The organism is Alteromonas naphthalenivorans (assembly GCF_000213655.1).
GTDB lineage: Bacteria > Pseudomonadota > Gammaproteobacteria > Enterobacterales > Alteromonadaceae > Alteromonas > Alteromonas naphthalenivorans.
On record NC_015554.1, the window covers coordinates 3,752,256 to 3,773,878 of the forward strand.

The following is a 21,623-nucleotide window of genomic DNA, read 5'->3' on the forward strand; positions in this document are numbered from 1 at the left end:
ACATGCTCCACTTATTCTGTACCAACTGGGCTGACGGTTTCCCACTTAGTATCACTTTCACTACTAGCCAACATGGCATCTATAAACGCCATTCCTCGAAGACCGGAATTAATGCCAGGTACACCACTTGCTTTACTGCTTGTTTGATCTGATTCGCTACGAACCGCGTTGGCAAAGTCGTTATATAAATTTGCCATGGCTTCTAGGTAACCTTCGGGGTGCCCACCTGGAATGCGGCAACGATTGACAGCTTCGTCGCATAAACCGGGTTGTCCTAGCCCTGCACGGAATACTTGATATGGCTGGCCTATGGGGCGATACACCACAGAGTTCGGTTCCATTTGATGCCACTCTAATCCGCCTTTATCGCCATATACTTTTATCTTTAAGGCGTTTTCTTCACCTGCGCACACTTGGCTGGCAATCAACACACCAGTAGCACCCTTCTTGGTTTTAATCAGCGCTGCGCCATCGTCATCTAACTGTCTGTCCTCGATGTGCGTGTATAGCTGACCACACAAGGCCGTTATAGCATCATCTAAAACAAACTCAGCAAGCCCAAAAGCGTGTGTGCCAATATCGCCCATACAGCCGCTACCGCCAGCTAAACTTGGGTCGGTACGCCATTTGGCCTGTTTGTTGTGGGTTTCTTCATTTGCCGACAGCCACCCTTGTGGGTACTCAACAAACACTTTACGAATGTTACCTAGCATGCCGCTTTGAACCATGTGGCGCGCTTGCCACACCATGGGATAACCTAAGTAGGTGTGGGCTAAACCGTATAATCTGTCGGTACTATGGAGTAAATCTTGTAAATCTTTTACTTCGCCTAAGCCAACACCAGCAGGCTTTTCGCAGAACACGTGAAAACCCGCTTTTATTGCGGCCACTGAAATAGGCACGTGTAAATGATTCGGTGTAACAATAGACACCACTTGCATGCGTTGCTGCTCTGGAAGCGCAGCCTCTTTTTCTAGCATGTCTTCCCACGAGGCATAGGTACGGCTATGTTCAACACCTAAACTATCTGCCGTGCTTTCATTGTTGCTGGGGTCGCGACTAAAGGCTCCACATACCAAATCGTACTGGCCATCTAACCCGAATGCGTTGCGATGAACCGCACCAATAAATGCGCCTTCACCACCACCAATCATTCCTAATCTTATTTTTTGCATTTTCGCCATGCTGCGTAGCTCCTGTTGTGGTGCAGTGCTTAACCAGTAAACGTTATCAGTATCAAGCTTGCTCATTGCAAACTTGTTGCATTATTGTAACTATATTTAAAATGTAACGGATTACATTTTTATCTGTCAATGTATTTGAGCGTTTTTTGTTAAACTTAAGTTTAAGAAGATAAGCTAAATAGCCCTTAAACGAACGTATTTTGCTTTAGAACATCGAATGAACGGGTTAAGATGCCAAAAGTATTTACAAAAAATATACACGTAGCACTGGATTTTCTAAGAAAGATCCGTATTCTAAATTGAAAATGATATCGGTTACATCAATCTAACCTGTTCGCAAATGCGCGAATAAAAATAAGACACGAGTAAATGGCAAATATTAGAGATGTTGCTGATAGCGCTGGCGTTTCGGTAGCAACAGTGTCTCGGGCACTTCAACAACCCGAACGCGTTTCTCCGAAAACCCGTACCAAAGTAATGACGGCAGTAGACCTTGTGGGCTACAAGCCCAACTTAATGGCGGTAAAGTTTCGTTCGGGAAAAACCCACAACTTGGTTGTGTTGGTTCCTACTGTCGCGAATGTCTTTTTTGCGCGCGTGATTAGCGGCATGCAAGAAACGGCCGCCGAATTGGGCTACTCCATTTTACTGGCAAATACATTAGGTAACCCTGACATTGAAAGCCATTACGCAAAAATGGTTAGCACCTCGCAGGCCGATGGACTTATTCAGTTACGCGCGTTAAACCCATTCGACAACAGCATGATTAACGACAACGGCCTGTTACCCATGGTAAATGCCTGCGAAGTGATTGATGAGGGTAATTACCCTACTGTGTCGCTTGATAACCGTGCCGCGGCAAAAGCCATGACCGAACACCTGTTAGGCTTGGGTCATACTCGTATTGCTATGATAAAAGGCCCTCACTCTAGCCCGCTCACACAAGACCGATTATTAGGCTATAAAGATGCGCTAAACGACGCCAATATTGCCTTCGACGACAGCCTGCTATTTCCTGGCGACTTCACGCTTCAAGCAGGCTATAACGCCGGCGTAACCATTGCTCAGCAAGCAGACAGGCCCACTGCCGTTTTTTGTGAAAACGATGAAACGGCAATAGGTGCTATGCAAGCATTAAAACAAGCTGGCCTGCGTATACCTGAAGATATTTCAGTCGCGGGATTTGATGACATTGCCTTTTCGGCATTTTGCGACCCACCATTAACCACAATTGCCCAGCCAGCCGAAGAGTTCGGCCAAACGGCAGTTAGCTTATTGATAGATGTAATTAACGGCAAAATTCGTAAAGCACCAAAAGTTATTATGCCGTTTGAACTCATTGCTAGGGGCAGTACTGGCCCAGCCCGAATTGTGTAACAGCGCATAATGGCGCGTTAAGGAGAATGCTATGATTACCACTTCCACCTTCACCCGCAGGCAGTTTATTCGAGCCGCAGCAATAGGTGCAGGTTGCGCCGCCATACCCAGCGTACTTGCACATTCACACACGGCTAAGTCTTTAAATGGTATGGCGAGCAACAGTATTGGACTGCAGCTTTATACCCTGCGCGACATTATGAAAGTTAGCGTGCCTGCCACATTAAAATTAGTGGGCGCGGTAGGCTACAACGAGGTTGAGTTTGCGGGTTACTTTGGTCATAGCGCCAAAGAAATTAGCACTATTTTAGAAGGCGAAGGATTAACGGCGCCGTCTGCTCACATTCAGCTAGATGACTTCGATAATAACTTAGAGCAAGTGCTAGAAGATGCTCAAACCGTAGGTCATAAATACCTAGTGGTGCCATGGCTTAGCGAAGCGCAGCGCGGCGAAGGTATTGCGCCCTACAAAGCGCTTGCTGAGAAGCTTAATACCATTGGCGAAGCGTGTAGCAAAGCCAATATTACTCTTGCGTACCACAATCATGACTTCGAGTTTGAAGTACGTGACGATGAAATACCACTGGATGTACTTATTACTGAAACCGACCCGAATTTAGTGTCTATGGAGCTAGATTTATATTGGGCAGTAAAGGCCGGAAAAGACCCAGTAGATTATTTTAAACAGTACCCTGGGCGCTTTAAATTATGGCACGTAAAAGACATGGCAACAGACGGTAGTTTTGCCGATGTGGGCACAGGCGTTATCGACTTTGAAACGATTTTTGCGAATGGAAAACTGGCTGGAATTGAGCATAAATTTGTGGAACGGGATCAAACCGGCGACCGCATTGCCACCATCGAGCAAGGCTATAAAGCGGTGAGTATGCTAAACAGTACTTTGTAGCAAAGTGCTTGTAACAAAGCGCTGTGTCAAAGGGCTCTGTACCAAAGCATTTTGTAGCAAAAAGCTTTAGCAAAACCACATATATCGTTATGATAACGTCACCTTTATGATGTAGGTGTCGTTATCGTGAGTAAAGTAGTATGAACGAACTGTTCAGTGCCCTATCCCGCACGTTAAGCCCTTATTACGCTGAAATGAGTATCATGCTGATGGCCACCATTTTAGTGGTGTATGGTGATATAATTAATAGCCATATAAAGCGTATTTTAGCCCCTTATCATTTCATACTACGGGTTAGTCTTTTTGTAGTGCTATGTGCCTTTGGTTATGGCGCATTAACCCTTTATGGCGCGCCTTTTCTGCACCACATTATTGCCTACTTACCTTGGCAGTACCAAGGCGCAGGTTTTGTACTTGCGTTTATGTTTATTGGCTTCCTAGCAGAACGCAGAAAGTATATTTAACAAAAAGGCGAAGCCGAAAGCTTCGCCTGATAATGTTTACATTTTTACGGCCAGCTATTAGTCTTCGTTTCTTATATAGCCAATATTAGAGAACGTTAGCAAGCTTTCAGTGATACCTTCACTTGCGTAGAATGCAGCCCAATCGCTAGAATCTTCAACATCTTCTCCGGTTTCCGGATCTTGTGCTTGCAAGTAGTTCCCAAATTTCAAATAAGACTCAGTGCTATCTTCAATTGTACGCGAGAAAGACTCACCAAACGCCCATACTGTAACGTAACCATGATCGTTAACCACCCTAAAATCGAAATCTTGGCCACTTATCATGGTGCCCAGCAATTGCTTGTCTTCGCCCGAACCATCTTCTCGTGCTAGCCTGACGAATACATCGAAAATACCGTTACTAGCAACACTGTCACTTTCGACACCGGCCGATGTTGGAGTGAAGCCGCTCTCACTGGTATCAGAAACGTACAACTTCATGATAGTGCCGGTATCGCTAGCATGGTGCTGGGCAACAATGGCTTTTGAACCATCCGACATTTCTACTTTTATATTGGCTTGAAAGTCCTCATAAACTGCAGTCATTGCCACACGTTTTTCTTCTTTGATTTTAAGCTCGTGACGCCAGCCATTACCATTGGGCGTAACATGCTGTTCACGAAGGGCATCAAATTCCATCGTGTCGCCAACACGTGGGTCGGCACCTTCCATATCCCAATCACTCATGTCGAAGTCGGTTGGAGTAGTTGTTGGATCAGTGGTGTCATCAATATCACCGCCGCAGCCATAAATGTTGGTTTCGACAATGCTATTCCAGGTATTCGCTGAATTCTCTAAACCGGTAATACGAACATAACGCGCATCGGAATCCGTCACGTCATGCGTTTCATAACCGGAACTTGAACCGTTTGACGCACCTGAAAGTAACACCGCGTTCCAGTTGCTGTTGTTAGTTGAAGTATGCACATTGAAAAACGAGCTACGTGTATTCCCTTTAAACCACTTTACCTGTAGTTCTTTTACCGTAGCCACTTCACCTAAATCGTAAGTAATAGTTTTGCCAGTGCCATTAGAAGACCAACGAGACTCATCAGTTAAGTCATTATCGATGGTGTTTAACGGCCCATGCCCATCGTTAGTGCCATTGTCGGTCGCGGTACTAATACTTAAGTTGTTATTTCCTGAACATGTTCCGTTATCAGTAGGCGTTGTTGAACCCGAACTTTCCAGAGTGAAATTATCAAACCGCCCTTCCCCGCCATAATAATTTGCATAGATTTTTACAGAGGTTGCAGAGCCTGAGTTAAAGCTTACCGATACTGGTTCAAAATCACTGCCGCCGCCGGTTCTATTAAACCGTGTACCGTTTACGTCGGCACCAATTTTACCCACACCTTTCACGTAGGCGCTTAGGGTGTAATCGGTGTTGGGCGTAACATCAACGTATTGTTCAACTTTACCGTTAGTACCAGAAATTTTGGCTGAACTGCTTCCTGCGTAGGCATTCCCGGAGACAGCGGAAGGATCGGTATCGGCCCAGCCATCGAACCCACTTTCAAACCCTGGGTTATCGATGGCGACTGATTCCCCATATACAAACGAGGTGCTTGCTAAGGTAAGCGCGGTGCCCACTACAAAAGAGAGCGATGTTTTACGTGTGCTGATGTTCATGCAATTTGTCCTGTAATTAACGGTTTTAGTAAACCAATTAAAATAAGCCCAGCGAGATTTGCTGCGACTAAAAACGAAATTCAATTTTCGATATAGCCTAGAAATAAAGATTACCAAATTGGTAATACCAAAGATCCAAACCATGTGTAAAATGATTAACCAAAAAAGCAATAAGATCAACACAAGTCATTAACAACAAAACTTACCAATAGGTAACCCAACAAGTTTACAATAAGCTTCAAGTAAAAAGATAAAAATAAAATTGATATATTTCAATAGCATGGCAAGTTGTTAGAATTTCAAAATCGAAAAACAAAAATGAGAATTATTTCTGAAATTGTTAACAGATAAGCTGCCTTTGCAAAGATCATAGCTTGAATAATAGATAAAAAGGCAGAACAACAACAACCAAATACATTACCAATAAGTGCAATATTGGTTAATGAAATTAATGTATGCGGTTTAAGCTGACTTTTTATGGGAGGGATTACTGGTAGTTAAACCTGCTGTTCGGAACTGCGCGGTTCAACTAAAGTGCTGGAATACTGTTTAGGTGGTATACCCATAATACGTTTGAATGTGGTTGAGAAATAGGATGGCCCAGCAAAGGCGACGCTTATAGCGGCCGAAATGACTGAAGCACCATCGGCTAAGCCCAAACAAATTTGGAACGCCCTACTTTGCTTGTAAACTCAAAAAAAATGTCGTTGCTGAAAAGGCAAAAGAGACAAAGGAAGTAAAATAAAATACTTTTTCATCAAATTGATTTCGTTTTGTATTTTGAATAACTAAATTTTGTATGCTTGAAGATGTTGCAATGAGAATGAAGAAAATTGAATAAATGAACGAAAGTACGATAACTATAAATTGGTTCAATTTCATCCAAAAAATAGTGGCATCAGCTTGACTGAGTAGAACCGATATTCCGAAGAACGCGCTCCACAAGACCATTAGTGAAAATAACACCGACTTTTTCAAACTTAAAATCGATTCTTTTATTAGCATACATTCCCCCTAGCCATTATTACTTGTTGATTGAAATCTATGTTTAGTCCTTTTTGGATATATAAAAAGAAGCATAGATAAAGGTCACAACCGTTGCTAATACAATCAATGTTGTTCTAAGCCAGTCTATTGGTATAAGTTTTACGATGGAAACTACCAATACCCATAGTACCATAGCCCCTAAAGCTTTAGGGTAATGTCTATATGCGTTTTTTCGATTCATGATGGGCCTTAAACTTATATAAATTAGAGAAAATGGGGCGTTATAAATTGGGGGGTCGTTTTCACTCAATGGTATACCTTCCTCAAAAGAACTATTCAATGAGTCTATTTCGCACGACCATGACTTGCCAACAAAAACCATCTAAGAAATTAAGATATAAAACAGCCAAATGCATTACCAATTAATGCAAAATTAGTTAAATAAATTAATGTATGCGCTTCAACCTCACTTTTCCTAGGAGGAATTGCTGGTGGTTAGATCTGCTTTTCGGCACTGTGAGGTTGTACTAATGTGCTGGAATACTGTTTAGGTGGTATACCCATAATACGTTTGAATGTGGTTGAGAAATAGGATGGCCCAGCAAAGCCTACGCTTATAGCAACCGAAATAACTGAGGCACCATCTGCTAGTAGCGCTTTGGATTTGTCGATTCTGAATCGCGAGAGAAACTCGCTGAAGTTGTAGTCGAATAGCTCTGAAAGTTTTCGATTTAAACTTCTGGGGCTTATTAGTAATAAATCAGCAGCTTTATCTCTAGTGAAATATTCATCTTGATAATTTTTTTCTAAAACAGAGATAAAGTTGAGGTAAAAAGCCATATCTTTTTCTGACGAAAGTTCTGGCAATAAAATACAGCTATCTTCGCTTTTATTCATGTCTGACGACGAGAGATTGTTTGATGGGGTACGCTTCAATGCTACAAGATGCCTGACTCTAAGTATTAATTCTTCATCTGCGATAGGCTTAGTAAGCAAACAGTCGACATTCGCCTGCAATGCCCTTTCTTTCGATTCATCATCTACTTTTGCCGTTAAAACGATAATAGGTAAATATTGTAAGGCATCAGTATCACGCAATTTTTCCACAAAGTTCAGCCCCCCCATAACCGGCATCATAAGATCGGTTATAACTAGGTTAACTTGGTGAATCTGTAGAATATCTAGAGCCTGCTTGCCGTCTCTAGCCACAAGGCATTTATAGGTTGAAGAGAATAATTTAAAAAGATGATTACGAAGTTGGCGGCTATCATCCACTAACAAGATAGCTGGCTTGTCTTCCCAGTTACTATCAATACTTTCATCTACGTTTTGACTATTTAAAAGCTGTATATCATCTATGGGGAAAGTCACAATAAACCTGGTACCTTTGCCCAGCGAACTGTCGACAGCTATTTCGCCCTGGTTCATAGCCACCAACTCTTTAACTAAAGACAAACCAATTCCCTCGCCTGCTGCTTCGGGAGATGGATCTATTCTTTTGTAACGTTTAAAAATTTCTTGATGGTTAGATTCGTCAATACCTTTCCCATTATCTTTCACACTCAGTGTTAGATTATCTTCATCAAAAACGGCAGAGAATTTAATTACTCCATTGTTTTCGGTAAATTTAACCGCGTTAGTAATGAGGTTACCAATAATCGACTCTAAGCTACCTTTTAAGAGTGAAATAGTGCCACTCCCTCGCGTATTCACATCGAGTACTTGGCGCTTTGTTTTCACTAATGAGTCTAAACTTGATGCTATAATTTTAATGTCATCTACAGAGTACAACCTAAAGTTTTCGAGCGTTGAAGTACCCAGTTTGTCTACCGTGTTCACTTGATCTAATAAGTTTTCCATTCTTTGAACATTGTGGACTAACGCCGAGATATTAAGCGTTTCTTCCTCTAATTCACTTTTCTTCGAATTACCTAACTCGCTCATAATGAGTTGCAGTGGCGTGCGAAGTTCGTGCGAGACATCGCTGAAAAGCCGAATTTTGTTTTGCGCTAATGCTTCTATTTTATTCTTATGCTCAGCACCGTACTTACCTAATACCTTCTGTACTAGCGAGGTATTTATAACCGCTAAAGCCAATAATTTTAGATAGCCTTTTCTGTACAAATATAAACAGAGAAACGTAAGAATGGCATACAGAACGTAGGCATAGCGACTTAAATAGAATGGCGGATTTATTTTGAAATGTAGGGAATTAATAGGGTTTTCAACATTACTATGGGGTGACTGTACCCTAGCTTGCAATTCAAAATTACCATAGCCAATATCAGAAATAGCCAAATTCATACTTGATGCGTTATGAGTTTGCCAATCTTCAATATACCCGAGTATTCTAAACTCTAGTTTATGTTTGTAGCTTTCAACGTAGCTATTGGATGCAACGCTGAAATTAAGTGTCTGATAGCCGCTACCGATAGTAAACGCAGAGTTAGAAAAAATAGGGTATGAGGAGTCTAGCTCACCCTTCTCATTGAGCCATTCGGCTTTGAGGAAAGAAATTTTTGGTGCAACGTTTGCCTCACTCAAACTTTTGATTATTACTTTCTCATTGATGCTATAAGCAAATCTATCTCCTTCGATAACGATAGTATCATTTAGTTCGTGAATTCCTCCGAAATCAAAGTCGACATCCCAAATACCATTCTCGCTATCTAGTTGATACAAGTTGTCGTCACTTGTATCATAAAGAAAGAGTCCAATATTTGTAGTAAACCAGAAATTTCCATTGCTACTTAAAAGCCCCGCTCGAACAAATCTAATATCGGGATTATCTAGTAATTTACTTTTTGAAATGTCACCAGTAGTGCTATCTATTTCACTGAGTCCACTGCCAGAGGAGCACACCAAATAAGTATCGTTGAATTCTATGATACAAGTGATTCTGCTCCAACCTGTCTCTGAGGGAGGCAACACCTTCCAATTAAACTTAGACAACTGAATATGTATGGAACTGTTCACGTCGTATCCCATTAGCTCGCCAGAAGACAAGACAATGGAGTTTTTGAGAAATGGGGGCGCATCAAATTCATCTAAAATTGAAGCTACATCAGCTAGATAATATTTCCATCCATCTTCCGTGTGGGCATATGCATAGTATTTATTATCACTTAACTTGATAATGTGATTGTAGGGGTTTGAGCAGAAATTTATTTCCCCTCTCTCTTTTAAATAAATTTCTTCAAATTTAATCTCGTAACTATCTAGGCATTTCGTGGCTTTGAAAGTGTGAGGAGTTAACGAGCCATTTTTAGTTTGCAACAAATAGCTATTACTAGCATCTTTTATAAATCCAACTCCCTCCCTTGTTGTACCTGCTGATCTAATATTTTTTTGGTAGAGGACTTCATTTAAACTCAGATAGTTAACTGCCTTTTGAGAATCTGACAACGCAATCAATCCCAACTGTGTTGATGCGAGAATCAACCCTCCGTTTCTTAACTTATTAATTGCTACTATCGAGTGTATCGCATCTGATGTGATAATTGGATTCATCCAATCAATCGCTGTAATAGTATCCCCAATAACTTTGTATAGCCCGCCCGCAGCAATCCAGATATTTTCCTCGTCAGCGATAAATATTTTGCTCAATGGCTTTCTTATTGTTAAAGCTGTATCAAAAGAATAGAAACTTTTCGTATTTTTTTGCTCATCTATTATGTAGATACCTTCAGGTCCGCCTACATATTGCTTGAAACCAAAATAGGAAATAGCAGTCAACTTTGATAATTTGGGATAATCTTGTGCCAAAGGGTTGAGCTTCACACTCTGACCAGTCAGATCTATCTCTATATGGTACCTTTCTGAAATCGCGTGTACTCTAGTTTGATTTGCAGACACTAATGAATAGGCTCCAGCCAAAGATCTAGATGAAATTTCATCTGCCCAATGTTGTATTTCTCTCGTTGTTCTATTAACAACGTATATACCGTTAATTAATGAGATTACTAAATAGTCAGGCGTTACAACTAAATTCCAAACACTCTTTAAGTCTGAGGAATCAGAAATAAACTGTTCTGATACTCCTGTCTTTAGATTGTATTTAAAAACACCAACGCCGAACTCACTAACCCAAAGATAGCCTTGCTCATAAGCCACATCTGAAATTATGCCTGTTTCTAAATTAGACTGGTTATAATTTACTTTTTGGGTCTCTTGTCCAACAATCTGAAAAACGCCATTTTCTGCGGCAAGGTATATAGCTTCATCAACAACCTCTATATCCCATATTACCCCTGCGGGAGTCCCCGCAAATACGCTACGCCCGTGGAAGCTTTCACTTCCGACTGATGCAAAAACATCGAAATCCAGTAACAAAACAATAACAATTGAGCCAAAAAACGAGCGATTGACCCATTTCATTTATATGTCCCTATATTCATATTCAATGCTCATAGTTATTTATTATTCTGTAATTGCTGAACTAGCAATACCGATAAAAATTAATACTATAAGAGTAAAACACTATGAATATCGAACAAAAAACAAACATTCAAGAGTTGAATGAGAAAGATTATACTAATGTCTATGGTGGAATTAGTTCTTTTGCGGCTTTTCCAGAGTTGGGTTATAAAATTGAACCAGAAAATCCAACCCCACCAGGCATAGGTCTAGACTCACTACACCAACAACCACTGCATACCGGCATTTTCGGCGGCTAATTGATCGTAAATAAAGTCACCCACATACAGGCAGTCTTCGGGTTGTAGCTGCCAGTGTTGGGCTATGTGTAATAATGCTGTGGGGTCGGGCTTGGTGGGTGCATCTTCTCGGGTAAGCACAAACTCAATGGGTATGCGGTTGTTGGCTATTTTAATGGCACTGGCTTCTCGGCAGTTGCGTGTAACAATAGCTATGGGCAAGTTATTCTCTAAAACCTTATCTACCATTTGCTTACCAAGGGGTAGCCATTTCGCGTTTTGTGCGTCGGTTAGTTCGTGTTGCAATATGGCGTGGTTGGCTTTCGCTTTTTCTTGTTCACACACCATATTGTCTATAAACGTAAGAATGTCTTCATCTTGCGGGCAGCCTATATCTTCTCTCATTTGCGAAAAGTTAAGGCTAGACTCAACCAAGGTGCCATCTAAATCAAAAATAACACCTTTAATACCGCTCAAATCCATTCTTCATACTCTTTAATTACGTTTAAGGTAGGCAAGGCTATTTGCCCTTGTGCTATAACATTGCCACAAGCTTGGCTGTGTTTCCGTTAACTTTTAGTTAGTTAACTTATTTTCTGAACTCGGAATCTTTAATATCTACTAACATACGCATTCACTTTCATTTAGCATAGCGGCTCTTTTTTCTAAGCTTCATATTTTATAGGTTACTAATGGGTGTATTCGCAGCACTAGGAACGGCACTTTGTTGGGCAATTGCCGCCCGTTTGTTTAGGGGCACGGGCAACGCGTTTTCTCCTCTTACCATGAATTTTTGGAAGGGCCTTATCTCTATTGCTATTTTGGCAGTCGTTATTGCGGTAGTGCAGCCAAATGCTTATGGAACCAACGCTGTACTTTGGCTGTTATTAAGCGGCTTTATTGGCATTGGTATTGGCGACACCTGCTTTTTTAAAGCCTTAAAATCGATTGGTGATAGCCAAGCGGTATTAGTAGCCGAAACCCTAGCGCCTTTGTTTACTGCCCTTTTTGCTATGGCCTTTATTGGTGAATGGATAACCTGGCAGCAGTGGGTGGGTATTGCCGTGGTGCTATTGTCGGTCGATATGGTAATAAAATCGCGCAGGCGCAATACTACTCATGTATTTGCTACCTCTGGCTATATGTATGGCGTGGGGGCGGCATTATGCCAGGCCGTAGGCGCTGTGGTTAGCCGCGACATTCTAGGCAGTGGTGATATAGATGCCGCCAGCGCAGCCTTCTTGCGCTTAGTTGGCGGTATGATTTTTGTCGTGCCCTTAATTGTGATTACTCGCAGTAAATGGTTGCCGGTATTAGCAACCAATCAACGGGTTTGGCCTGCGTTTATGCTTGCCACCTTATTAGGCACTACCGCCGCTATTTACCTTCAAATGTTTGCTTTTGCCTATGCGAAAGCTGCCGTGGTGCAAACCTTAATCGCTACCAGCGCATTAATGTCGCTAGGCGTTGCTTGGGTTATGGGCGAAAAAGCCACGAAGGCCACGCTGATATGGTCGGTAATTGCGTTGGTGGGTGTGGGTATTTTGGTAAGCTTCGGTTCGCCCTTGTAGTACAAGAAGGCGTTTTCGCATTCAGTGTATAGCTAATGCTTTTTGGAGCCAGCGCCTTTACAGTCGGCGCTAGATGTAAACTGCGACTAGTGCCGCTACCCCTGTTTTATATCTTAAATTTAGAAATCAAGGATAACGGAACTAGCGGCTTTTCGTTTAGCCTTACATGGTTTTAAAGCGAGTATAAACACCGTTAGTCCAACCAAACCCTAGCTGAACTTCGTACTCCCCGCCACTTGCCGTTTTGTCAGGCTCGCACACGTTATACTTTTCTAGCATTACGCCTGTTCGCGCAAAATGATCTTCAATAGTTTGCGTAAAGCGATTAATAATGTCGCTAGCTTCATCACTAAAACCATAATTTAATAGCCCTTTCACCGCAAACCATTGCAGAGGTGCCCACCCATTGGGTGAATCCCATTGTTGAGTAGTGGTATTTGCTGTGGTCACTATTCCGCCGGGTGCTAACAAGTGCGTTTGAAGGGCAACATTTACCGCTTCAGCCTGCGCATTGGTGGCAAGCTCTACAAATAAAGGAACGGTTGCCGCCGCTGAAAGCACAGTAGTTTGCGTATTACTGGGGTAATGGTAATCGTAAAAACAGGCTTTGTCTTCATTCCACAAATAGGTGTTTATTACCTGCTTTCGATTAGTAGCGGCTTCACGGTATTTTTTTGCATTGGCTTCACTGCCAACCCGCGCCAATGTACTTTCAACAAAATACAGCAGTGCGTTCAAGTCAACAGGTACTATTTCAGTAGTACGGATACTAGACAGGGTGTTTTCATCGGCAAGCCAACGGGAACTGAAATCCCACCCTGATTCACAAGCCGCCCTTATATGGCGGTAAAATTCTACTGACTTTGCGCCTACGAGTTCTGCCGTTTCAATATCTTCTCTGTACGATTCTGGTCGTGGCGAGGCTTCGCTATCGTAGTACCGGTTAAGTAAAGCACCACTAGGCATGCGTACTAGGTGTTCACTTGCTTGCTTAGCGTCTTGCATGTCGCTTATGCTTTGCGCACCATTCATCCAAAAAGCATATTCTTTTTCGATGCCTGCTATAGCCCTTTGACGCTGTGTTTCACTTAACTTTTCCTCTACTAACGAGAACATTAATGCCAGCACGGGTGGCTGGCTTCGGGTGTAATAGTAGGCTCGATTTCCATTTGGAATACAGCCTACTTCATCCAGTATATCTAAGAAATTTTCCAACATGTTGACTGCCATGTCGGCCTTACCAGAATCGATTAAGCCTAATGCGGTAAAGTAGCTATCCCAGTAATATATTTCTCTGAATCTGCCGCCTGGTACTATGTAAGGGCGCGATAGGCTAATTAGGCTATCTATATTTTCTGCATCTGGTGTACGGGTCAGTACATCCCACATATGTTGCACATAATCTGGTACAGCACTGAATGTAAAATTTGTACTGCTTGCCACCATGTCTGGCATTTGGAAATGAGTGCCAACGAAAGAGGATAAACTAAAGTCTTCGTTACATTTTTGCAGCTCGTATTCATTTATTACGGTCTGCCAATCGCTTAATACAATGGCATCGGCAAAGGTCTTACTGTCTTCAAACAAGGCCGCGTTTTGCACATCTTTAAACAAATTGCTTTGAAAAAATGGTAAGCAGGTGCGCCAGCCACTTGTAGTTAATGCCATGTTAAGCGGTATCCTTTAACACTATTGAAGAGGTTGCTCGTTTAAAAAAGAACAGAGTGACAAGTAGTGCACCTATGGGAATAAGCGATAAGTAAAAGGCTTGTTGCCCGCCCATTGCTTCAAATACATATCCGGTAATAATAGAGCCAGTGGTACCGCCAAGGGCAGAGAACACCACGATCAGGCCTGTCATAGGGGCGTGTTGCACTTTGGGCAATGCACTTAACATTACAGAATTAATAACAGGGTAAATAGGCGCCATCATTAACCCAATGAGCGGAATAAGGTACGCCGCTATTGGTGCATCTACCCAGCTAGCAATAAGGTTCTCGTCTACCTTTTCAGCTAAAGGTAAGCTCAATAGCATCACCGCAGCCATGCCTACTAAACAGGCGTTCATGAAGGGATACCAACTTACTCTTGCTAGCACTACACCAGCCAATAAACGGCCAAGGGCAAGCGCTACGGCGAAAATACTGGTAATTTGAATACTCACTTGGGTAGGCAAACCTAACACTTCTCGGTTAAATGTAGGTAACCAAGAGCCTATGCCCTGTTCAATCAATACATACAGAAACACGGAAATAATAAAGATGAGCACTAAGGGTTTATAGGCAAGTTTAAGCATATCGATAAACGCCGTACCTACCCCAACTTCTTTGTTCACCTCTGGTTTTTGAATCGGCGCGGCTAGCACCAATAAAATCGTTACGGCAACTAGAGCGGCAATAAGGTAATACACGTTCAGCCATGAAAGAGACGCTTCATTAGTCGGGTCGATGAAGGCTGCAAATACCCAATATCCTGAAAGCACACCCAACATAAAAATACCTTCAATGGTATTCATCAACGAGCTATGCGTTTTGGTGTTGGAAGAGAGTTGGCCAATAATGGCGTACACCGACACTTTTACTAACGCAAAGGCTGTGCCTATGCCTGCGAATAAGAGTTTTATAACCCAAAAGTTGCCAATACTAGGCGTAATAGCGCAAAGCGTAGCCACCAGAATAAGGCCGAATAGCATTGAAACCTTGTAGCCAATACGAGGAATAAAGCTAGCCACAAGAAAGGATACCAGCGCAATGGATAAGTCTTTAAACCCTTCTAGGGTGCTGGCTTCTGGTTTCGACACATCGAAACTGTTTATCGATTGCAAAATAACGGTGCCCACACTGTTTAGCAGTATGGCAAACACATAATAGCTTACGGCTATCGCAGTGATAATCAACAATCTGGACATGTGTAAACACTCTGTTAACTAAATTAAGCCGGAGTGTAGACGGATAAAAACAAAAATGCAAACGTTTGCATTGGCCTGTTATTTGTTAAGTGGTGCTTATTAATGACCGCGTTAATCGTGTTTACTTGAACGACGAACCACCAATTGGGTATCTACCACATAACTAGCGGTTTCTTTGCCTTCAAATTGGAGAAGTAGTTGCTCTACCATGGCTGACGCGGCTTGTTGAGTGTTTTGACGTACGGTTGTTAACGCCGGATGCATAAGTTCAGCTAGCGAAATATCATCGTAGCCCACAATGCCTACATCGCTAGGAATACCCACGTAGCGCTCTTTCAACGCTTTAAGTGCACCAAGCGCTACCATGTCGCTTGAACACACGATACCGTCGAAATCTAAGCCGTTCGCTTTTACTCTTTGATTTATATACTCGTATGCCGCTTTTGAGGTTATATCGATAGTGCAAGTGCAGTCTTCACTCACTGGAATATTAGCGTCTTGATGCGCTTGCAAGTAGCCTCTATAACGCTCTTGCATCTCGGCATGCTCTGCATCACCTAAAAACAACACGCGTTTAGCGCCTTTTTGCAGCAAGTGGGTGGCGGCTTCAAAACCACCTTGATAATTATCACCACCGACTATGGGATAGCGAGCCTCGCTTTTTGGATCGCCCCACACCACAAGGGGTACACCAGCTTCAGCGGCGCGGTCAATTTTCTTAGTCGACTTCCCTTGCCCGATTACAATCATTCCATCAGCGCGCTGACTATGAATGAAGTAGTTGGCCCAGTCGTCAGACGCCATAAAGGAATTTGATAGCAATAACTCGTAGCCCTTGGCATTCAACGCTTGGTTCAGTTCACCAACCAGTTTCAGTAAAAAGGGGTCTGTGGTGCTTTGCTCGGTATGATCGATAAGGTTGAGAATTACCGCAATAACATGAGTTTTCTGCGTACGTAGCCTACTTGCAGCGGCATTTACACTGTAATTGTATTCTTTTGCCAATGCCTGCACTTTGTTTCGCGTTTCCTGCTTTATCAGCGGGTTATCTTTAAGCGCTCTAGATGCTGTAGAGGTTGAAACCCCTGCAAGCTTTGCCAGCTTAGCCAACGTTAATTTTGTTTCTGAACTCAAGTTATTTAGCTCTCTCTTTTTTTCAAACTATACCTAGAAATGCACAAAAAGCCTATGCTCTGCGTGCGATGGTATAAGTCTCTGAATCTCAGGTTATTTACTTCTACTCATCCCAACTCAGCACCAAACCACTTTGCAAACAAATGTTAACATGCTTATACAATTATTTTGCAATCGATTGTATTTTACCCTTGCAATCGTTTGCAAACGGATCTATTTTGTTGCTCATTCCCGAAGCGAGTGACAATTTTTTAACCTGTTTCACGCATTCGGTTAACAACGCCCAAAAATTATTTTCAGGAGCACACACCATGAAAACGTTGTTCACAAAAGGAATGCTAGCCACTGCAATTTCTTTAGCGTTAACCCAAACGGCCTTTGCACAAGAAGAAACAAAACAAGCTACTGCAGAAAATACTGAAGTTATTGTAGTAAGTGGAACGCCAGGCGGCGCAGGGATAAGAAAAATTGATGCAAGCTTCGCTGTTACGAATATTGATGCCAGCGATATTGAAAAACTAGCACCAAAATCTACTGCAGATTTATTCAAAGCTATACCAGGTGTTTGGGTAGAAAGCTCTGGCGGTGAGTCAGGCGCGAATGTATTTGTTCGAGGGTTCCCAGGTGGCGGTGATGCACCTTTCCTTACCATTGCATTAGAAGGATCACCTATCTATCCCGCTTCAACCTTATCGTTCTTAGAAAACTCTCAGATGTTTAGAATTGATGACACCATTGAAATGATTGAAGGCTTACGGGGTGGTCCTAACCCGGTAGTGAGTAACGGCCAACCCGGTTTAACCACCAACTTTCGCTTAAAACGCGGCGGTGAAGATACTGAAGCCAGTGTGAAATACACAGTATCAGATTATGGTTTGAATCGCGTTGATCTTGTACTTAGCGGTGCACTAGCCGACGACCTTTACTACATGGTAGGCGGTTACGTAAAAAGCTCTGATGGTATTCGCGATGCTGGGTTTAGCTCTGAAGAGGGCAACCAATTCACTGTTAATCTAACCAAAATTTTTGATAAAGGTGAGCTAAACCTTTATACACGCCAAACTGACGATCATGGCACTTGGTATTTGCCTACGCCGTTAAACGTAGATGGCATTGATGCTAATTATACCCAAATAGGCCCTTTGAATCGTCAAGCTACCATCAACTACGGACCTGACAATGCTACCTCTGAGTCTTTTGACTTTGGTGATGGGCGAGGCTGGGATGGTCATGTTAGTGGTGGTAGCTTAAAGCTTGAATTAGGCGGCGGTTGGCATTTAGTAGACCGTTTTAACCTGACTAAAGGTGATGCAAACACCTTTGGTTTAGTGCCAGATGGTTCAGCTATAACCGTGGCTGAAGTTGCTGATAACGGAGAAAGCGCTACGGGTGCGGTTACTGGAAACACCTACGACGGCGACACACCTATTCAACAAATTGGCCGTTGGGTAGTACTGAAAGACGTTGAGTCTTTCACTAACGACTTAGCCGTATCTAAATCGTGGGACAACTTCGATACCTCTTTTGGTATTTATAGCGCAACTACTAAAGCAGAAGATTGGTGGAGTATTGGTAACCAAGCGTATTATGCACTAGTACCTGGCGGCGAAATGCTAGACGGAATTGCATGTAATAGCAGTGCGGAAGGCTGTGGCTGGAGCTACGATATAAACTCCGTTGGTGATGCCAGTACATTTGCACTTTATGCCACCAGCACCTGGTACGCCGCTGAAGACTTAAGCATCGACTTAGGGCTACGCCGTGAGAACCATGAAGTAAGCTACTCGGTTGATGAAGGCTTAGATGGCGTAATAAATAAAGCATTAGAGTATGACGAAAACAAAACCTCGTGGACGTTAGGGGCTAACTACGCGCTTAATGACTTTAGCGGCGTGTTCGTACGTATGAACCGTGGCTACAAAATGCCTTATTTCGATGACTTTCGTGATAACTGGGGCGCCTATACTGGCGGCAACGACTTGATTAAAGAAGTTACCCAAGGCGAACTTGGCTATAAATACATGAATGACAACATTCAGTTTTTCGCTACGGCGTTTGCTAACGAAGTAAAGGGCGATACCTTTGTTCGTCTGCCAGGTGCACCGGCTGAAATTTTAACAAACGAAGCTTACGGTATCGAGTTTGACGGAAAGTACAACCATGACTCAGGTTTCTCACTTAGCGTAAATGCAACGCTACAAGAAACCGAAATTACCGCTAGCGCTACCAACGAAGGCAACGAAGCCCAACGTCAGCCAGGCTGGCAAGTGCGTATGACACCAAGCTATGGTTTCGATGTGGGCGATATGTACGCCACTGTATATGGTACCTTTTCAGCAGTTGATGACCGCTTTGGCGACAACGAAAATACGGTAATTTTAGAAGGGTATGAAAAAGTTGATGTAGGCATGACTCTTGAGCCTACAGATGCGCTTCGTGTTCAACTATCTATCGATAACTTAACTGATGAGCAAGGTATTACCGAGGGCGATCCTAGAAACCCTGATTCACCTAACGGCCGCTATATCATGCCAAGAAGCATGAAGCTTAGCGTATCTTATCTGTTCTTTTGATTAACAGGCTATAAGCTACTAAACCAAAGCCGATGATATTTATCATCGGCTTTTTTATTGCCCCCTCTTTGAAGCGCCATATTTCGCCACCATAATATAGTTATTGTACTGGTTCTTTTGCTGGGCTCTTTACCATAACGTTTTGCCATAACTTTTACCCTTTACCTTAACCTTTTACCTTAACCTTTTACCTCAAGATAGAGACATTATATGAAACGGGTTTTCTTATTCCTTGTTACCAACTTAGCCGTAGTGTTAGTGCTAGGTATTGTGCTGAATATTGTGTTTGCTGCTTTTGGTATTGATAACCGCAGTATTACTGGGCTATTGGTTTTCTCTGCGGTTTTTGGTTTTGGCGGTGCGCTTATTTCATTAGCCATGTCGAAATGGATTGCCAAACGAAGTACGGGTGCCCAGGTGATTGATAACCCCACGACACCCACTGAACGCTGGCTAATTAATATGGTATCTGCCCAAGCTAAAAAGGCGGGTATTGGCATGCCAGAGGTGGCTATTTACGACTCACCTGAAATAAACGCCTTTGCGACCGGCATGAATAAGAACAATGCCTTAGTTGCCGTAAGCAGTGGCTTATTAAATGGCATGAGCGAAGATGAAGCGGAAGCGGTGCTTGCCCACGAAGTATCACACATTGCCAATGGCGACATGGTTACCCTTACGTTAATTCAAGGAGTTGTGAATACCTTCGTTATCTTTTTAGCGCGCGTAATTGCCGGTGCTATCTCTAATGCTGCTCGTGGCAGTAATAACGGAAGCAGTGCATTAGGCGGTTTTGCTTATTACGGCATTGTGTTTGTACTTGAAATGCTGTTTGGTATTTTGGCTAGCATTATTGTGATGTGGTTTTCCCGTCAACGTGAATACCGGGCCGATGCAGGCTCAGCCAAATTAGTCGGCAGACAAAAAATGATAGCGGCGTTAACGCGCTTAAAATCGAACAGTGAAAGTCAGTTAGATGGCACCATGATGGCCTTTGGCATTTCGGGTAAGTCGGCATTTTCAGAATTATTTATGAGCCACCCGCCCCTAGATAAGCGTATAGATGTGCTTAGACGTCGTGCGAAAGCGCAATAATAAAGGGAGTTACTACTATGACACCACCTAAAGCGATTTTTTTCGATATTAACGAAACCTTGCTTGATATGGCAGAAATGAAGCATGGTTTAGCGCCATTACTCGGTGGCAATGAAGACTTAGTCGATTTGTGGTTCGCCAACCTTTTGCATCACTCGCTTGTCGATATAGCTTCTAACCAATTTCATGATTTTATCAACATTGGGGCAGCTGCCTTGGTGATGGTGGCGCATAGTAAAGGTTTTAGCGTATCTGAAGATGAAGCCCTTAACGCCATAAAGAGCCACATTACCAAGCTTCCAGCGCATGATGATGTGAAGCCGACACTTTCAAAGCTTCAGTCATTAAACGTGCCGTTGGTGGCGCTATCCAACTCCTCTATTGAAGGGCTAAAAGCGCAACTGGAATTTGCAGACATCGTTGAGTGCTTTACCCATGTACTTAGCACAGAAAAAATTAAAACATATAAGCCTTACCCCGATGTGTATCGCTGGGCGTGCAAAGAAGTTGGCGTTGAGCCAGAAGATGCCATGATGGTAGCGGCACATGGGTGGGATGTGAGTGGTGCAAAGGCCATAGGTATGCAAACCACATTTGTAAACAGACCTGGAAAAATGATGTATCCGTTGGGGCTTGCACCCGACTTAAACGTAGAGAGTTTAACTGGGCTTGAGCAAGAAATGAAAAAGGGCGCATAAAGCACCCTTGGTATATAAAGTGTAGCAGGCTTTAGTTATCAGTTTTAGCAACTAATTGTCTGCCTTTAAACCCGTTAGTCGAACAGTTTGAATGCTTAGTTTCTAGCGCACCCAACTGACGCTTTAACCAAGACTTTTGAATACCCGATTTCGCTGCATCCATTTCACCACTAACTCGTGAAATTTCTTTACCCACATTCACGCACGCTTTAGCAGTTGGCTGAAACCCGCCATTTGCTAAGGCTGCAGAAGAAATTAATAATGCGACTGATGCGATTATAGCTTGCTGTTTCATACGATTCCCCAACGGCCTGATATAGTTCAAGCTCATTTATTTAGATAGAGATAAGGCTATCCGATACCCTGATTGTGTTGAAACTATAGCAACTATGATCTTAT

The 21,623-nt window shown here is 42.7% G+C and carries 16 protein-coding genes; 8 read left to right on the plus strand and 8 right to left on the minus strand.

Annotated elements, in window-relative coordinates:
- Positions 1–11 precede the first annotated feature (11 nt).
- The gene (locus tag AMBT_RS16365; RefSeq protein WP_083820203.1) at positions 12–1,175 is read right to left on the minus strand and encodes a Gfo/Idh/MocA family protein; all 1,164 of its coding nucleotides are present in this window, start codon (positions 1,173–1,175) and stop codon (positions 12–14) included.
- Between the two features lie 378 nt (positions 1,176–1,553).
- On the opposite strand from AMBT_RS16365, the gene AMBT_RS16370 reads away from it, so the two are divergent.
- The 3 genes from AMBT_RS16370 (at position 1,554) to AMBT_RS16380 (ending at position 3,932) form a co-directional block, all read left to right on the plus strand.
- Complete coding sequence (locus AMBT_RS16370) at positions 1,554–2,561, plus strand: LacI family DNA-binding transcriptional regulator (protein ID WP_013785753.1); 1,008 nt, start codon at positions 1,554–1,556, stop codon at positions 2,559–2,561.
- 31 nt (positions 2,562–2,592) lie between these two features.
- A complete protein-coding gene (locus tag AMBT_RS16375) occupies positions 2,593–3,468 on the plus strand; it encodes a sugar phosphate isomerase/epimerase family protein (protein WP_013785754.1) in 876 nt (291 codons plus the stop codon).
- A 140-nt stretch (positions 3,469–3,608) separates the two neighbouring features.
- Positions 3,609–3,932, plus strand: a complete 324-nt coding sequence (locus AMBT_RS16380; protein ID WP_013785755.1) for a DUF3392 family protein — start codon at positions 3,609–3,611, stop codon at positions 3,930–3,932.
- Between the two features lie 57 nt (positions 3,933–3,989).
- Here AMBT_RS16380 and AMBT_RS16385 read toward each other — a convergent pair whose 3' ends face one another.
- Entirely contained in the window at positions 3,990–5,603 is a 1,614-nt protein-coding gene (locus AMBT_RS16385; protein ID WP_013785756.1) for a polysaccharide lyase family 7 protein, read from the minus strand.
- Between the two features lie 1,482 nt (positions 5,604–7,085).
- Entirely contained in the window at positions 7,086–10,967 is a 3,882-nt protein-coding gene (locus tag AMBT_RS16395; RefSeq protein WP_013785758.1) for a hybrid sensor histidine kinase/response regulator transcription factor, read from the minus strand.
- A 104-nt stretch (positions 10,968–11,071) separates the two neighbouring features.
- Here AMBT_RS16395 and AMBT_RS16400 point away from each other — a divergent pair, with 104 nt between their 5' ends.
- The gene (locus AMBT_RS16400; RefSeq protein WP_013785759.1) at positions 11,072–11,266 is read left to right on the plus strand and encodes a hypothetical protein; all 195 of its coding nucleotides are present in this window, start codon (positions 11,072–11,074) and stop codon (positions 11,264–11,266) included.
- Here the strand turns inward: AMBT_RS16400 and AMBT_RS16405 are convergent.
- Complete coding sequence (locus AMBT_RS16405) at positions 11,225–11,728, minus strand: HAD family hydrolase (RefSeq protein WP_013785760.1); 504 nt, start codon at positions 11,726–11,728, stop codon at positions 11,225–11,227. The two genes, AMBT_RS16400 and AMBT_RS16405, sit on opposite strands and share 42 nt — an antisense overlap.
- A gap of 209 nt (positions 11,729–11,937) precedes the next feature.
- On the opposite strand from AMBT_RS16405, the gene AMBT_RS16410 reads away from it, so the two are divergent.
- Positions 11,938–12,816 (plus strand): DMT family transporter, encoded by an 879-nt coding sequence (locus AMBT_RS16410; protein WP_013785761.1) that lies wholly within the window; start codon positions 11,938–11,940, stop codon positions 12,814–12,816.
- A 162-nt stretch (positions 12,817–12,978) separates the two neighbouring features.
- Here AMBT_RS16410 and treF read toward each other — a convergent pair whose 3' ends face one another.
- The 3 genes from treF to AMBT_RS16425 form a co-directional block, all read right to left on the minus strand.
- Positions 12,979–14,484 (minus strand): alpha,alpha-trehalase TreF, encoded by a 1,506-nt coding sequence (treF, locus tag AMBT_RS16415; protein WP_013785762.1) that lies wholly within the window; start codon positions 14,482–14,484, stop codon positions 12,979–12,981.
- Between the two features lies 1 nt (position 14,485).
- Positions 14,486–15,724, minus strand: coding sequence for an MFS transporter (locus tag AMBT_RS16420; RefSeq protein WP_013785763.1), 1,239 nt, complete (start codon positions 15,722–15,724; stop codon positions 14,486–14,488).
- 111 nt (positions 15,725–15,835) lie between these two features.
- A complete protein-coding gene (locus AMBT_RS16425) occupies positions 15,836–16,858 on the minus strand; it encodes a LacI family DNA-binding transcriptional regulator (RefSeq protein ID WP_013785764.1) in 1,023 nt (340 codons plus the stop codon).
- A gap of 311 nt (positions 16,859–17,169) precedes the next feature.
- Here AMBT_RS16425 and AMBT_RS16430 point away from each other — a divergent pair, with 311 nt between their 5' ends.
- From AMBT_RS16430 to AMBT_RS16440, 3 genes are all read left to right on the plus strand, one after another.
- Positions 17,170–19,431 carry a TonB-dependent receptor gene (locus AMBT_RS16430; RefSeq protein WP_013785765.1) on the plus strand — a complete coding sequence of 754 codons (2,262 nt, stop codon included), beginning with the start codon at positions 17,170–17,172 and terminating at the stop codon, positions 19,429–19,431.
- Between the two features lie 210 nt (positions 19,432–19,641).
- Entirely contained in the window at positions 19,642–20,526 is an 885-nt protein-coding gene (htpX, locus tag AMBT_RS16435) for a protease HtpX (protein ID WP_013785767.1), read from the plus strand.
- A 17-nt stretch (positions 20,527–20,543) separates the two neighbouring features.
- Entirely contained in the window at positions 20,544–21,224 is a 681-nt protein-coding gene (locus tag AMBT_RS16440) for a haloacid dehalogenase type II (protein ID WP_013785768.1), read from the plus strand.
- Between the two features lie 31 nt (positions 21,225–21,255).
- Here the strand turns inward: AMBT_RS16440 and AMBT_RS16445 are convergent, their stop codons facing one another.
- Positions 21,256–21,519: a hypothetical protein gene (locus AMBT_RS16445; protein WP_013785769.1), complete on the minus strand. Its 264-nt coding sequence runs from the start codon at positions 21,517–21,519 to the stop codon at positions 21,256–21,258.
- Positions 21,520–21,623: the final 104 nt, after the last annotated feature.

Excerpts from the sequence above, each read along its gene's own strand:
- AMBT_RS16400 (WP_013785759.1), top strand. The coding sequence starts at position 11,072 with ATGAATATCGAACAAAAAACAAACATTCAAGAGTTGAATGAGAAAGAT.
- AMBT_RS16370 (WP_013785753.1), top strand. The coding sequence starts at position 1,554 with ATGGCAAATATTAGAGATGTTGCTGATAGCGCTGGCGTTTCGGTAGCA.
- AMBT_RS16365 (WP_083820203.1), bottom strand. The coding sequence starts at position 1,175 with ATGCAAAAAATAAGATTAGGAATGATTGGTGGTGGTGAAGGCGCATTT.
- AMBT_RS16420 (WP_013785763.1), bottom strand. The coding sequence starts at position 15,724 with ATGTCCAGATTGTTGATTATCACTGCGATAGCCGTAAGCTATTATGTG.
- htpX (WP_013785767.1), top strand. The coding sequence starts at position 19,642 with ATGAAACGGGTTTTCTTATTCCTTGTTACCAACTTAGCCGTAGTGTTA.
- AMBT_RS16405 (WP_013785760.1), bottom strand. The coding sequence starts at position 11,728 with ATGGATTTGAGCGGTATTAAAGGTGTTATTTTTGATTTAGATGGCACC.
- AMBT_RS16380 (WP_013785755.1), top strand. The coding sequence starts at position 3,609 with ATGAACGAACTGTTCAGTGCCCTATCCCGCACGTTAAGCCCTTATTAC.
- AMBT_RS16445 (WP_013785769.1), bottom strand. The coding sequence starts at position 21,519 with ATGAAACAGCAAGCTATAATCGCATCAGTCGCATTATTAATTTCTTCT.
- AMBT_RS16410 (WP_013785761.1), top strand. The coding sequence starts at position 11,938 with ATGGGTGTATTCGCAGCACTAGGAACGGCACTTTGTTGGGCAATTGCC.
- AMBT_RS16395 (WP_013785758.1), bottom strand. The coding sequence starts at position 10,967 with ATGAAATGGGTCAATCGCTCGTTTTTTGGCTCAATTGTTATTGTTTTG.
- treF (WP_013785762.1), bottom strand. The coding sequence starts at position 14,484 with ATGGCATTAACTACAAGTGGCTGGCGCACCTGCTTACCATTTTTTCAA.
- AMBT_RS16440 (WP_013785768.1), top strand. The coding sequence starts at position 20,544 with ATGACACCACCTAAAGCGATTTTTTTCGATATTAACGAAACCTTGCTT.
- AMBT_RS16430 (WP_013785765.1), top strand. The coding sequence starts at position 17,170 with ATGAAAACGTTGTTCACAAAAGGAATGCTAGCCACTGCAATTTCTTTA.
- AMBT_RS16375 (WP_013785754.1), top strand. The coding sequence starts at position 2,593 with ATGATTACCACTTCCACCTTCACCCGCAGGCAGTTTATTCGAGCCGCA.
- AMBT_RS16385 (WP_013785756.1), bottom strand. The coding sequence starts at position 5,603 with ATGAACATCAGCACACGTAAAACATCGCTCTCTTTTGTAGTGGGCACC.